The sequence below is a fragment of the Asaia krungthepensis NRIC 0535 genome, from assembly GCF_025995175.1.
Lineage (GTDB): Bacteria > Pseudomonadota > Alphaproteobacteria > Acetobacterales > Acetobacteraceae > Asaia > Asaia krungthepensis.
Window position 1 is genome coordinate 90,371 of record NZ_BAPV01000002.1, and the last position, 12,207, is coordinate 102,577.

11 protein-coding genes are annotated in these 12,207 nt (G+C 60.1%); 3 read left to right on the forward strand and 8 right to left on the reverse strand.

The annotated features are described in order from the left end of the window. Window positions 1–30: 30 nt before the first annotated feature. The 8 genes from AA0535_RS01120 to AA0535_RS01155 form a co-directional block, all read right to left on the reverse strand. The gene (locus tag AA0535_RS01120) at window positions 31–894 is read right to left on the reverse strand and encodes a DUF1460 domain-containing protein (protein WP_264814039.1); all 864 of its coding nucleotides are present in this window, start codon (window positions 892–894) and stop codon (window positions 31–33) included. A gap of 70 nt (window positions 895–964) precedes the next feature. Continuing rightward, the gene (locus AA0535_RS01125; protein WP_264814040.1) at window positions 965–2,488 is read right to left on the reverse strand and encodes a sugar porter family MFS transporter; all 1,524 of its coding nucleotides are present in this window, start codon (window positions 2,486–2,488) and stop codon (window positions 965–967) included. A gap of 327 nt (window positions 2,489–2,815) precedes the next feature. Next, complete coding sequence (locus tag AA0535_RS01130) at window positions 2,816–3,598, reverse strand: L-iditol 2-dehydrogenase (RefSeq protein WP_264814041.1); 783 nt, start codon at window positions 3,596–3,598, stop codon at window positions 2,816–2,818. A gap of 27 nt (window positions 3,599–3,625) precedes the next feature. Next, window positions 3,626–4,876, reverse strand: a complete 1,251-nt coding sequence (locus AA0535_RS01135; protein ID WP_264814043.1) for a D-tagatose-bisphosphate aldolase, class II, non-catalytic subunit — start codon at window positions 4,874–4,876, stop codon at window positions 3,626–3,628. Further along, window positions 4,873–5,865 (reverse strand): tagatose kinase, encoded by a 993-nt coding sequence (locus tag AA0535_RS01140; RefSeq protein ID WP_264814044.1) that lies wholly within the window; start codon window positions 5,863–5,865, stop codon window positions 4,873–4,875. Before AA0535_RS01140 ends, AA0535_RS01135 begins: the two co-directional genes overlap by 4 nt. A gap of 84 nt (window positions 5,866–5,949) precedes the next feature. Further along, on the reverse strand, window positions 5,950–6,720 hold the full coding sequence (locus AA0535_RS01145; protein ID WP_264814045.1) for a DeoR/GlpR family DNA-binding transcription regulator: 771 nt from the start codon (window positions 6,718–6,720) through the stop codon (window positions 5,950–5,952). Window positions 6,721–6,839: 119 nt separating this feature from the next. Then, window positions 6,840–7,457 (reverse strand): NUDIX domain-containing protein, encoded by a 618-nt coding sequence (locus AA0535_RS01150; protein WP_264814047.1) that lies wholly within the window; start codon window positions 7,455–7,457, stop codon window positions 6,840–6,842. 119 nt (window positions 7,458–7,576) lie between these two features. After that, entirely contained in the window at window positions 7,577–8,170 is a 594-nt protein-coding gene (locus AA0535_RS01155) for a phosphate-starvation-inducible PsiE family protein (protein WP_264814049.1), read from the reverse strand. A 515-nt stretch (window positions 8,171–8,685) separates the two neighbouring features. Between AA0535_RS01155 and AA0535_RS01160 the strand changes: the two genes are divergently transcribed. The 3 genes from AA0535_RS01160 to AA0535_RS01170 all read left to right on the forward strand — a co-directional run bounded on the left by AA0535_RS01160 (window position 8,686) and on the right by AA0535_RS01170 (window position 12,176). Further along, window positions 8,686–9,636, forward strand: a complete 951-nt coding sequence (locus AA0535_RS01160; protein WP_264814050.1) for a bile acid:sodium symporter family protein — start codon at window positions 8,686–8,688, stop codon at window positions 9,634–9,636. Window positions 9,637–9,847: 211 nt separating this feature from the next. After that, the gene (locus AA0535_RS01165) at window positions 9,848–11,023 is read left to right on the forward strand and encodes a mechanosensitive ion channel family protein (protein WP_264814106.1); all 1,176 of its coding nucleotides are present in this window, start codon (window positions 9,848–9,850) and stop codon (window positions 11,021–11,023) included. Window positions 11,024–11,276: 253 nt separating this feature from the next. Continuing rightward, window positions 11,277–12,176 carry a sugar phosphate isomerase/epimerase family protein gene (locus AA0535_RS01170; protein ID WP_264814051.1) on the forward strand — a complete coding sequence of 300 codons (900 nt, stop codon included), beginning with the start codon at window positions 11,277–11,279 and terminating at the stop codon, window positions 12,174–12,176. The last annotated feature ends 31 nt before the right edge of the window (window positions 12,177–12,207 follow it).

Here is a 12,207-nt window from a genome sequence, read left to right on the forward strand (position 1 = left end):
GGGTGATCTAGAACACCGCAGACATCAGCCTCACCCACTTTCCCTCATACGCAGCACCAGAATACCCGGCTTGCCCTTCATGTAGGCCGCAAGCTCGGTATCGACCACTTTCCTGTTGGCCTTGAGTGAGGACGCGTTGCGAAAATAAAGCGTGCCGTCCTTCCAGATGGCAAGTCCGGTATGGGTGACATCAAGCCCATCCAGAGCGGTGTAGATACCGATCACATCGCCAGTATGGATCCTGGCAGCCACTTCAGGCGTGAGAGCCTCTGGCGGCAAATAGGCGATGTCGCGTGCATGGGGAGATAGCTCCCTGATATAGACCCCACCATCCTTGCGCTGGTTAAGGATTTTATGCGTGACGCGTACCTCAGGAGACAGGCTGCGCGTGATATCGCGCGCATTATGCGGGGCATAGGCGACCCAATCCGTCAGGAAGTGACGCCGATCCAGATAGGCGACATGCCCGTCCCGATAGCGGGTCGCAGCCAATGCCTCGAGAAATCCCTGCCGATCATGGCCAAGCGCCAGAGCACGTACCTGATCGATGAAGGTGTAGCAATCGACGCCCTCGAGGCGGACCACGAGTTTCTCCGAGGTGTCTGCGCTACCGATCAGCGTATCAGCCTGATAGGGGGTCCCCAGAAACCGGGCCGATATCTGGTCAAGCCGTTTGGTGAAGTCGTGAACCGGCGCCATCTCTTGCTCAATCCGATCGACACGCGCCTGATCGGCAGGAGAGAAAACGCGCTCTGCTGGCAGAGTAAAACCGATGCTGGCAGCTGACACTTGGCCGGGCGCTGCCATGACAGGAGGAGCGCCCGGCCCAAACCCTGCGAACAGCAGCGCGCCGATTCCGAAAGTGCCCCAAGGGGCGACGCGACGCTTTTCCATCTTTCTCTCCCATTCACACCAATCGGGAGAGAGTAGAATTTCTGCGCCGCGAGGAAAACCGGCCTGACACTCAACTCTGCAGCACGGTTTCCCGACCCTGGTGCGTATGGGTCTGACGCGTGCTCATCTTGCGTATGGCGCGCGGCGTGAAGCTGCCAGCCCGGAGATTCCCCTCGATATCCTCAAGCGACAATCCAGCCGTTTCAGGCACGTAGCGATATACGAACAGAAAGGAGAGGAAATTGATCTCCGCATAGATCCACATGGTCGGCCCGATCCCCGCTGCCTGAACCAGGGTAAGTGCGGTGCCCGTCACTAGCAGATTGCTTCCCCAGAGCATGGCTGCGTGCAGCGCCGTGGCCATGCCACGCATACCCAGAGGAAAAAGTTCAGCACCCAGCAACCAACCACAGATCTGGATACCGCCTGAATTGAACATCATGAACAGCAGCAGGAAAGCGACCGTCGCCAGAGCGCCTACCCCCTGATGGATACCCGACATGAAGCTCAGCCCGAGCCCGATCAGGCTGAGAACGGAACCGGGGATCATGATCAGCATCAGGCGTCGGCGGCCGATACGATCCACCAGAAAACACCCGGCCAGCGTGACGACCGCATAAACCAGCGCCACCCCGACACTGGCCAGAAGAGCGGCATTCTTGCCGAAGCCCGCATCGGACAGGAAGGTCGGAGAGTAGTAGATCATCATTTCCAGCCCGCCGCACTGGGTGAAAAAGGCTACGCCAAGCGCCGCCACCAGAGCCGGACGGGCCCAGGGCTGTCGGATACCCGCCCAACCGGAATCCGCCTTGTCTGTCGATTGCCTGATCCGGTCGATCTGGGTCAGTTCCTGGTGAATATCGAGCCGCGTGCGCCGCACGCGCTCAAGGATACGGGCTGCCGCCACAAGACCGCGTTTCTCGGCCACCCAACGCGGGCTCGCAGGCATGAACAGCATGATGACGAAAACAAGACCGGCAGGCACCGCCGCCACGCTGACCATGCGCCGCCACGACCAGACATCGTGATAATAATACCCGACGATATTGGCCAGAACGATACCGATACCGATCGCCACATTGAACGTCGTTACCAGCGTGCCGCGATAACGACTGGGCGAGAGTTCCGAAATATACATCGGCACGACCTGGGTCGATCCGCCGACAGCGATACCAAGCAGGAAACGCGCGGCAATCAGGCTGCCCACGCTTGGCGCAACCGAACAGAGAATGGCTCCGGTCGCGAAGAGGGACAGGACGATCAGCACGGTTTTCTTGCGCCCGAACCGCTCGGAAGCCCAGCTGGTCATCAGCGCCCCGGCAACCGCACCAGCCAGAATGGAGGCTGTCACGATTTCCTGCTGGGTGTGGGACAAACCGAATTCGCGCGTCATGAGCAGAAGAGCGCCGGAAATCACCCCCGTATCATAACCGTATAACCCGCCGCAGACCGCCGCCGCGAAGGACGCCATGGCGAGTATCAGCCATGAATGCCGCATGGGAGAGGCTTCGCTCGCAATCGTCTCGATGGACTCCTGTGCTCCCCTCGGTGCCCCTCCGTTCTGACGGATGGCGGAGTGGTCACGTTCATTCATGTGTTTCCCCTTCTTCAGGCAAGGCGGGATCGGCGACGCCCCGGTGGAAACCGATGGCGAAGGCGCGGGACGGCCCTCTCCGCCCTGTGATGCGACGGAAAAGACGGTGTTTCGGGTTACGAGGCACGAGGGCGGGGGGCAGTCAGCATCTCCCCACCCCTGTCAGGGCGGTCCCGTCAACGAAGCCGGAACGAGATCCTGAACGCCCGCGCATGGCGGCGCTGTCATAGAGGCCTCTTCATTCAGGCACTCCCATGAGGGAAGTTCGGAAGCGCCTCCGATCGGACAGGCGCTTTCTTGACCCCCTGATGCGCTGGGCCCTGAGGCTCAGCTCATCCAGTTACCGCCATCGATGTTGTAGGTTTGCGAGACGATGTAATCCGCATCCTTCGAGGCGAGGAAGACGGCCAGACCGCCGATTTCATCAGGGCGGGCCATGCGCCCGAAGGGCACGGAGGCACCGACGATACGCTTCTTTTCACCCAGAGGCAGATTCTCGTACTGCGCAAAGCGACGATCCACATCGTCCCAATGCTCGTTATCGACCACACCAGGCGCGATGGCATTGACGTTGATGCCGTGTTTGATCAGATCGAGCCCGGTGCTTTGGGTGAGAGAAATCACCGCAGCCTTGGAGGCACAATAGATGCCAACCAATGGCTCGCCGCGGCGTCCTGCCTGCGAGGCGAAATTGATGATCTTGCCACCATGGCCCTGGGCAATCATCTGACGCGCCACGGCCTGAAGGGTGAACAGCAGCCCCTCGACATTGACGGCGAACACGCGGTGATAGCTCTCACGCGTGATCTCGACCGTAGGGGCCAGATCGAACAGCCCGGCATTATTGACCAGAATATCGATCTGCCCATAGCGCGCGATGATTGCAGCCAGGGCCGCGTCGATGGAGTCCTGCTGCGTCACATCGAGCTTTACGCCCATATGCGCCTCACCGAGGGCAGCTGCCGCGCTGGTGGCGCCAGCCTCGTTCAGATCGCCGATCACGACCTTCGCGCCTTCCTGCGCATAGCGCTCGGCAATGGCGCGCCCGATACCGCGCGCGGCACCGGTGATCAGGGCAACACGGTTCTGCAGGGGTTTATTGGTGCTCATCTGTCATGTATCCCGTTGCCGTGAGGGTCACAGCGTTTCATAGCGATCCAGGACATCCCGGACCGACTGGAGCAGAAGGGTTTTCGGATCGGCGGCCAGTGCGCCTGATTTGACCCGCTCGAACAGGCGCGGCAGGTACTGGCTGATCATCGTCTCGGGCAAGGCAACCCCGTCCAGAGACTGCATGAGCGCCGTGACGGCCTTTTCGGCCTCAGATGCGGGCCAGTAATAGCGAATGCGATCGCTATAGCTGAAATGGCGCAGGATACGCTGCGTGTGCGCGTCGCCCGGATAATGACTCTGCCAGTTCCCGGGCGATTGCAGCATGACCTGCTCCATCACCGCGATCAGAGGAACAGCTTCGGGGTCAAGAAAACAGCGTATCGCATCGAGCCCATAAAGCGCTTCGCGCAGCGCAAAACTCAGCTCAGGTCCGACCTTGAGAATACGGAACCCATCCCGGCGCAACTGGGCAAGGGCCTCTCCCGGCTGGTAGTCGGTCGAATGCGCCTCAAAGACCAGTCCCGGCAGGTCACCCAGCGTCGCAACCAGCGCACGGGCAGCCTGAGGCGCATAGACCGCCACATCCTCATGGCCGAACTCGACACCGGGCTGGACCACAATCCCGATGACCCGTGACCACGCATCGGGCAGGGCCGCCCTGAAAGCCTGTTCATGCACCTGATAGGTGTCGCGCACGGCATCGGGGGTGGTGGGTACAACATGATCGAGTGCCTCGGTCGCGCCACCGGGTGTCGGGATCTCGGTACCGATCACATAAACGGCCTGACCCGCCGCCACGCTCTCGGCCCTTCGCGCCAAGGTCACTGCACGCTCGGCCACGACGGAGTCTGAAAGATGGGCAGGCTCGCCCTTGCACCCCATGCTGGCGTCCAGATGCAGCTTCACGAAGCCTGCTGCAGCGAAGGCCGCAATCATGTCCGAAGCTTTCTGCATCGCCTCATCGGCTGGGAGCGATTTCCACGGATTGGGGCCGAGATGATCCCCCCCCAGAATGATTTGTGCACGATCGAACCCTACACGGTCGGCAATGGCGAACACGTAATCGCGGAAATCGGCCGGGGTCATACCCGTATAGCCACCCTCCTGATTGACCTGATTGCAGGTCGCCTCGATCAGAACGAGTTGCTGGCGCGCAGCCCCGTGGAGCAAGGCCGCCTCGATCACCATTGGGTGAGCCGAACAGACCGAAACCAGAGCGTCCGTTCCGCCCTTGTCGTGGCGCGTGCGCAGGGATGTGAGAAAATCGGATGTCATGCAGGGATTCCTTTTTTCTGCGCCGCGATCAGGGCATCGAGCTCGGCAAAGCTCGACGTCCCTTCCATCGGACCGAACACTGAAACGGCGCGCGCGCCAGAGGCACAGGCGTAAAGCAGTGAGTCCTCGCGGGTCTTGCCCGAGAGACGGCAGGTCACATAGGTCGCACCGAAACAATCTCCTGCGCCGGTGGGATCGCACTCCTCGACGGCAAAGGCATCATGATGAACCGTCTTGTCGGCACAAAAGCAGCTCGCGCCCTCATGGCCTTTCTTAAGCACAATCTCGGACACGCCCATGTCAAGAATCTCGCGGATAGCTTCTTCCTGACTCGTGCCACTGCTGAACAAAAGCAGCTCCGGCCCGCTGGGGAGGAAGATATCGCATTCCTGAAGCATCAGCTCGAGCGCCGCGCGCATATCGGGAATATCGAGCATTTCCTTGCGTATATTCGGATCGAAGGAGATCGTGCCGCCCTGCGCCTTGACCTGATGCACTGCGGTCGTCACCGCATCGATGATCGGGAAGGAAAAGAGCGACGACCCCATGATATGCAGATGGGTAGCGCGCTTGAGCAGGGCGCGCGACGTTTCATGCAGCCCCACCTGCGAACAGGCAGATTGACGGATATTATAGACAAAATCCCGGCTGCCATCGGGGCGATACCGCACAAAGGCCGAGCCCGTCGAATAGGAATCGACGCTGAGAATGGCGGACACATCCACCCTGTCGCGCTTCAGACGCTCGATATTCAGCGTGCCGAAATCATCGCGACCGACTGCGGAGATGATTCCGCAATCGACGCCGAGACGAGCGACCTGATCGATGAAGATGGCTGGCGCGCCGGAGGGATACGGCCCCTTGAGCGCCATGGGTTCGAGGAAACCCACCCCCTGCGTCTGGGCCATGATCTCGACCACGATCTCCCCGATCGTGACGATGCAGCGGGGTGAATCGGCGGTCTGATCCATCAGAAAACTGGATGCCATGATCGGTAATCCATCAGGTAAGAATCGAGGAAAGAAGGCTCGGGAAAAAACGCAGACAAGCGTTGGACGAGGTATCGCGCCCCCTCATCCCGGCGGCGCTGGCGGCTCGGCAAAAACGGTCCAGTCCTGACACAGAACAGCGCCATCGGGCGGCATGCCTCCATGCAGGACCGACATGGTGTTGCGCCACTTCATCACGCGACCATCCTCATCGACACGGTCCAGACGGTCGGTCAGCAGATAGACCTGCTTTGCACGATACAGGGCGGTCTCGAGGCAGTTTCCCGTCTGGTCGAGACAGGTGAAGCCCGTCTTGCCGATCTGACAGGCCGAAATGACGGCCAGATCGATATCGTAAAACGACAGGGCATGATCGGCGGCCGGGCTCAGCATGGGGTAACCGAGCCGGTCATACTCCCCCCCGAGAAGCGACACGGCGGCATCGCTCGTCCGACAGGCAAGATGATAATTCTCGAAGCTGTTGACAACGAAGCGCAGGTTCTCTGCCGTTGCGTGAACCGGCACGAAAGAGGCTGCCTGGCTATTATCCAGAAACACGCATTGCCCCGGTTTGAGCCGGAACGCCACGGCTCGGGCCAGGGCCCGCGCCTCGAACAGGGTCGGACTCTCATCGAGCGGCGCATTGACCGCGTAATCATGCGCGGGCTGTGCGCCGCCATTGGTGCGGATGACGAGATTCTGACTTTGCAAATAGGCGAGGTCGGATCGTATGGTGACCATGGAGACATCGAACTGCTCGGCCAGCGCCTCCGTACGCAGGAACCCCGCCCGCCTGACGGCATCGATAATGCCGAGACGCCGTTTCAGGGTCGCGCTGTTGACACCCATGGACATCGAAAGAGAGCTTTCAAAACGAAAATACGACTTTCGTTTTGTAAGATGGTTTTCGCTCCTCTGTCATCCCCCCAGTGTGAGGATCACAGCCTTGTGTTAGACTTCGCACAGAGAAGCGTTCAGTCCCGGTCGAACAGGTTTTTGAGTGCAGCGTGCTGAAGCAGCATGATCGTCTTGGCATCGATAATGCGCCCGTCATCGACCATGGCCAGTGCCTCGTCGAAATCGAGTTCGAGCACCTCGATTTCCTCACCCTCCTCCTGCAGCCCCCCTCCCGCGGCGCGACGCATGGAGGAATCATAGGCCCCGATGAAGAAATGGATCCGCTCGGTCACCGATCCGGGGCTCATGTAATAGCAGCCGATCTTGCGCACGGCGTCGATGGTGACGCCCATCTCCTCCTCGACCTCGCGTCTGATGGCGGCGGCAGGGTCATGGTCGTCGAGCATACCGCCGCAGACCTCGATCAGATCGTCGCGATGTCCGCTGACATAGGCAGGCAGACGAAACTGCCGGGTGAGGAGGACCGTGTGGGTCGCGACGTTGATCAGCAGAATGGCCGCCCCGTCACCCCGGTCATAGGTTTCTCGGGTGAGTTGCTGTGCTACCCCATCACGCCGTTGATAGGTTATTGTGTATTTCGTCAGCACCCCCCAGTCATTGGCCAGAAGCCGGGTCTGTCCGATCGTCACACGCTCGGGTTCTCCCGGGGAGCCCGGGCCTTTCTCGTCGGTCATCCTGGCCTCGCCGCGGGCATGGTCTGATTCATGGCCGGGGTGCGCTTCCCCGCCTCGTCAGGATCACCCTGCCACGCCCCCTCGGAACAGGACAGATATTCCGGACAGAATAACCCGACTCAGGCGGCGCCGATGCTCGTATCCTGCCCACCCGTCCCGGTTGTGCCTCTCGCTGCGGTGTGATGTCCCGGTTCTGCATGGGAGGCACTCACAAAAACCCCCTTGGGCAGAGAAGCACCCGGTGAGGCAACTTCCTGACCAGCGATGTCGGCGCCTGGCTTGCGGCTGCGCACCAACCAGTAGCAGATGCCCAGAGCCAGCACCGAGGCAGAAAGGGCCAGCACCTGCAGAACATCGACCGAACTCAGATCGAGCACGATGAATTTGCGTACGGTCGCCATCATGCCGATCAGCAGCACCGAGCGCATACGCACGAGACTATGCGAGGGCGTATCGGGCGCCACCAGAATGGAGTGCTTGAATTCAAGGGCGATCAGAACCGTGAAGCACAGGCCGAACAGGGATTGGAGCACAGCCGGGTTCGACGGGGTCAGTGTGGTCGTGCGGATCATGTCGAACACAGCATAAATAACGTGAACAAGCCCCAGCGCGGCCACGACCATGACGCAGAGCGTCAGGATCAGCATCGCGCATTCCTCGAACAGGTCGAAAAGGGAGGATACCTTGAAGAATCCGGGGAAGCTCTTGATCATGAAAACGCGCTATCTCGCTGGGTGAAGACTGCGTCCATTATAACGAAATCGTGAGGTCATATCATCCCTCGGCGTATTGGCTTTTCGTAATCTCGCACCCCCCGTCTTCGCGATCATAGCCTAACGAGATTAGCGTAGCTGTCCCAGTTCCTGCGATGCTCTTCGTTGTTACTCCACGCGCTGCCGGCTTCCCTCTGCCTGCGCGCTGGGTCGATCTGGCAACGGGTCATTTCTCCTGTCTCATCGCCTGTTGCCCTTTGTGCTACACAAGGGAAGGCCTGATGCACTGTCTGGCATCACTTCTCTCCCGAGAAACCTGAAGACGGGCCGTTCCTGGACCGGTTTCGGAGGGGAGGCCGCACCATCGCGCACTATCCCGCCAGGGCGCTCGGCCGCGACCCGGAAGGAAGAACCGCTCCTTGTGTCAGCCGATTCCTTCCTCGACCTCCGAATTACAGGAGGCGGGTCGCACGCCCTCTTGCCAAATGGGGTGATTGCGGTGGAAATCCCTCCCCATGCGCAAACTCGACCCCTTCCTGCTCAGCCTGATCGCCGCCATCGCCCTGGCCACCTTTCTGCCCTGCTCGGGGCTATGGGCCGATGTCTTTTCGAAGCTCACGACTTTCCTGATCGCGCTGATGTTTTTCCTGCAAGGGGCCCGTCTCAAGCCGGAAGCCGTTCTGGAGAGCGTGCGCGACTGGCGGCTTCAGGGCAGCGTGCTCACCTGCACGTTCCTGCTCTTTCCACTACTGGGCCTCGCCCTGCGCGCGGCCGTCCCGGGATTGCTCAAACCGGATATGTGGCATGGCATTCTCTTTCTGTGCTGCCTGCCCTCCACGGTTCAGAGTTCGATTGCCCTGACCTCCATCGCGAGAGGCAATGTCCCGGCCTCGATCTGCGCGGCCACATTATCCAACCTGATCGGCATTCTGGCCACGCCCATTCTGGCGGGGCTTATCGTGCAGAAGGGCAATATCTGGTCGGCCCACGCCATTCTCGATATCGCCACCCAGCTTCTGCTGCCCTTCGGTGCGGGGCAATTGCTGCATAAGCGTCTGGGCGCCTGGGCGCATCGCAACAAGAAACTGCTCTCCCTGAGCGACCGAGGCTCCATCGTGCTCGTGGTTTATACCGCCTTCAGTCATGCTGTCGTGGAGGGAATCTGGCACCGGGTTTCCGTGCCCGATCTGGCGCTCATGGCGGGACTCGATATCGTACTGCTGGGCCTTGTTCTGGTGTTGTCGCGTCTGCTGGGCCGCGTGCTTGGCTTCTCGGAAGAGAGCAGCATTTCGCTCATGCTCTGCGGGTCGAAGAAATCACTCGCCACAGGCGTTCCGATGGCCAATATCCTCTTCCCGGTCTCGGTGGTCGGAACCGTGGTACTGCCACTCATGATGTATCATCAGATCCAGCTTTTCGTGTGCACCCTTCTGGCCCGACGTCTGGCGGCACGACCAGAGGCCTGATCACCCCGCACCAAAAGATCACGGGCGCTTTCAAGAGCCTATACGGGCTCGGGCCCGTTTCTTACCGCTCTTTCATGGGAAACGCAGGCGGCATCAGGGGTTAACCCTCTTATGCAACGGTTTTGTTCTATCACGTCAAAGTGATAGCAGAGCCCCTGTCATCCGGAGAGACGAAGGAAAACTCGTGATCAAGCAAGACTATGTGCACTCCATGTCGAGGCTTCTCGCCTGGTTCGACTGGCTCCCCCCCGCAATGGCCTCGGCGCTTTTGCTGGTGGCCGCTGCGCTCATTGCCCTGCTTTTCAGCCGACTGATCACCGAGGCCCTGCCGCGCCTGCCGGGGCTGAGGCGCATTGCATTCATTCATGAAACGATCGGGCGGCTGCAGAACCATGTGCGTCTGCTGCTGATGATCGTGGCCGCCAGTGCCGCCCTGCCCGCCACGACCGGCTTTGCACCGACCACCATCCAGTTTCTGGCGCATTTCTTTGCCTTCGCGGTGATCATCACCATCGGTTTCGGGCTGATCAGGGCGTTTCGTTTCGGGACGGATAAATATCTCGACCGCATCGCCAATCGCGAACATGTCGATGACATCACGGTACGGTCGCACCAGACCCAGATCCGCATTCTGCGCCGTCTGATCGAGATCACCTGCGGGGTGATCACGGTCGGAGCGGCCCTGATGGTGTTCGAATCCGTACGGCAATACGGGGTATCGCTCTTTGCCTCGGCGGGCGCGGCCTCTCTCGTTGTCGGTCTTTCCGCACGGCCCGCCTTGTCCAACCTCATTGCCGGCATCCAGATCGCTATTACCCAGCCAATCCGCATGGAGGACATGCTGATCCTCAATGGTGACTGGGCCTATGTGGAGGAGATCAATGCCACCTATGTGGTGCTGCGCACCTGGGACCGCCGACGCTATATCGTGCCTATCGCCTATTTTCTCGAAAATCCGTTCCAGAACTGGACACACAGCTCACCTTCGCTCATCGGCTCGCTCTTTCTCTGGCTCGACTATCAGACGCCCGTGGATGAGGTGCGCCGTATTTTCCATGAAGAGCTCGAAAAATCGGCCAATTGGGATCGAGACATGAGTTCTGTCGGGTGCCAGGTTGCTGACAGCAACGCTCAGGTGATTTCCATCCGACTGATCGCGGGAGCCGCCGATGCCAATGGCATGTGGAATCTGTGCTGCGACCTGCGTGAGCGCATGCTCAAGCGTTTGCGTGAAGAGCTGCCGCAATCCCTGCCACGCGGCCGCACCGCCATTGTCCCCGGTGCCAGCGACGAACCCGCCTGGCCGGACTCTCTGGTCTCCCCGCCGGTCAATCGTCCGATGGCCGGAGGGCAGTATAACGGCCCCGATATCAGGTCGCGCCCCTGAAACACGCCACTGACACAGGACCCTCCGTTTCGAGAGGGCATCCTCAGATGCCCCTCAGAAGCTGACCCTCTCTTCGGGTGCTTTGACACCTATCTGTGATCGAATCATATCGTTCCGGCGTTATCCCTGATGTGATTCGATCAGTTTTCTTCGCTTGAAGTGATCGGCCCCTCCGTAAAATCCCCCTCAGCGCCCCGCCACGGCCTTTAGGCCGTGGCGGAACGGAAAGTCCCCTGTGGGAGGAATTTTTACGGTGAAACTGGTTCTCGACCCTTACATGCAGCGTCATCTGTCCCTGCCTGAAATCGCCCATGCAACCGCTGGCTATGGCTTTGACGGAATCGAACTCTCCCCACGCCCAGATTTTCTCGACTGGTGGGTCATGCCACGCGCGACGTCGCAACGCGTCAGCGATTTCAAGAAAGCCCTTCGCGCCAACAATACCGAGTTGACGACTCTGCAACCCATGTATCGCTGGGCCAGCCCCATTGAAGAAGAGCGTCTCGCTGCCATGCGTTACTGGCGCCGCGCCATCGAGATTGCCTCGGAAATGGAGTGCAAGGTCATGGTCTCCGAATTCGGCCGCGGCACGTCACCGGAACGCTCATCCGGGCTGCCACCCGGTGTCGCCACGCCGGAAACCTGCGAGGCTGCTTTCTGGCGATCGATGGATGACCTGGTCCCGCAGCTGGAGCGTGCGGGCATTACCCTCTCGCTCGAACCCCATCCCGAAGACTGGGTAGAGACCTTTCATCCCGCCATCGATATCATCCGCAGTATCGGCTCGGACGCCGTGAAGATGTCGTATATCGTGCCGCATACCTTTTTCTACGGGGAGGATATGGCTGCGATGCTGCGCGAAGCTGCCGATATCCTCGTGCATATCCGTGTTGCAGACACTTATGACCACCGCAAATCCTCAGAGCTGCGCTACATCGTCAATCCGCCGGGCTCGAAGGTCCGCGTGCATCAGCATCTTGATATCGGGCAGGGCGAGATCGACTGGAAACTCTTCTTCGATACCCTTGCCGAGATACGCTTCGACGGCATTCTCTCTTCCTGCGTTTTCGCCTGGGAAGACCGTGCGGAAGCCTCGACTCGCTTCATGCTCGAGACCATGCGCCACGAACTCCGCCAGCGTGACCTGCTCTGAGTGCAGCGCAGGGGAGGCTTTTCTCTCCCCT

What these genes read in the sequence shown, in the direction of transcription:
- AA0535_RS01120 (WP_264814039.1), bottom strand. Translation starts at nt 894, where the DNA reads ATGGAAAAGCGTCGCGTCGCCCCTTGGGGCACTTTCGGAATCGGCGCG.
- AA0535_RS01125 (WP_264814040.1), bottom strand. Translation starts at nt 2,488, where the DNA reads ATGAATGAACGTGACCACTCCGCCATCCGTCAGAACGGAGGGGCACCG.
- AA0535_RS01130 (WP_264814041.1), bottom strand. Translation starts at nt 3,598, where the DNA reads ATGAGCACCAATAAACCCCTGCAGAACCGTGTTGCCCTGATCACCGGT.
- AA0535_RS01135 (WP_264814043.1), bottom strand. Translation starts at nt 4,876, where the DNA reads ATGACATCCGATTTTCTCACATCCCTGCGCACGCGCCACGACAAGGGC.
- AA0535_RS01140 (WP_264814044.1), bottom strand. Translation starts at nt 5,865, where the DNA reads ATGGCATCCAGTTTTCTGATGGATCAGACCGCCGATTCACCCCGCTGC.
- AA0535_RS01145 (WP_264814045.1), bottom strand. Translation starts at nt 6,720, where the DNA reads ATGTCCATGGGTGTCAACAGCGCGACCCTGAAACGGCGTCTCGGCATT.
- AA0535_RS01150 (WP_264814047.1), bottom strand. Translation starts at nt 7,457, where the DNA reads ATGACCGACGAGAAAGGCCCGGGCTCCCCGGGAGAACCCGAGCGTGTG.
- AA0535_RS01155 (WP_264814049.1), bottom strand. Translation starts at nt 8,170, where the DNA reads ATGATCAAGAGCTTCCCCGGATTCTTCAAGGTATCCTCCCTTTTCGAC.
- AA0535_RS01160 (WP_264814050.1), top strand. Translation starts at nt 8,686, where the DNA reads ATGCGCAAACTCGACCCCTTCCTGCTCAGCCTGATCGCCGCCATCGCC.
- AA0535_RS01165 (WP_264814106.1), top strand. Translation starts at nt 9,848, where the DNA reads ATGTCGAGGCTTCTCGCCTGGTTCGACTGGCTCCCCCCCGCAATGGCC.